The organism is Proteus sp. fly-1067 (genome assembly GCF_040139345.1).
In the GTDB taxonomy this organism is placed as follows: Bacteria; Pseudomonadota; Gammaproteobacteria; order Enterobacterales; family Enterobacteriaceae; genus Proteus; species Proteus vulgaris_B.
On the sequence record NZ_JBEEUL010000060.1, the window covers coordinates 1 to 867 of the forward strand.

The 867-nt window shown below is 38.4% G+C and carries 2 protein-coding genes; both read left to right on the plus strand.

The window, feature by feature from the left end; translation table 11 throughout:
• Positions 1-649, plus strand: a 649-nt coding sequence (locus ABN217_RS19065; protein WP_349459825.1) for a fimbria/pilus outer membrane usher protein, incomplete at its 5' end; no start/stop codon positions are given.
• Positions 650-686: 37 nt separating this feature from the next.
• Positions 687-867: hypothetical protein (locus tag ABN217_RS19070; RefSeq protein ID WP_349459826.1), on the plus strand; the 181-nt coding region annotated here is incomplete at its 3' end.

An 867-nucleotide genomic window follows, 5' to 3' on the forward strand; every position in this document is an offset into this window, starting at 1 on the left:
CTTAAATGGTACATATTCAGCAGATAATTCAACGCTCTCAGCTGGTTACAGTTACTCTGACACAAACCGCACAATGAACGTAAGTATGAGTGGTGGAATGATCGCTCACTCTGATGGGATTTCATTGTCCCCGAATATTGGAGATACCGTCGCTATTATTACCGCTGATGGTGCTAAAGGCGCAGAGCTAACAATGGGTGCCAAGTTTGACCGCTTTGGTAATGCGATTATTCCACAATTAGCGAGCAATACAGCAAACCAAATTTCTGTCAACGTCAATACGTTACCAGATGATATTACTTTTAAAGATACATCAATGATGGTGTACCCAACTGAAGGTGCAATTATCAAACGTAACTTTAAAACCAAAATTGGCTACCAAGCCATCATTCATATTAGTACAGCAGGTAAAATACCACCATTCGGTGCCATTGCAACGCTTATTTCTGCCGATAAAGATGATGATATTAATACAGGTATCGTTGGTTCTAATAATCAGTTGTACATGAGTGGATTACCTAATTCCGGAAAACTAAACATTAAATGGGGTAATCAAGGTGATCAATGTTCAATTAGTTACACATCATTAGAAAGTATAGCGGTAACTGCTGATTCACCAGTTAGAACGCTAATAGCTGAATGTAAATAAAGAGCATTAAAGCCAAATGATGGATAAGAGAATAACCATGAAAAAAATAAAATCCTATTTTCCATTTTCATCCAGTGTAGCATCAAGCTTGCTATTCACATTGCTATTTGCTACACAATTTCCAGCACTAGCAGCGGATAAACTCACTGTTCGAGCTGGACAATCAGGCTATTTGGGAGAGTTATACCCTTCAGCAAAGTCTGCTTTTTTGAGCTATC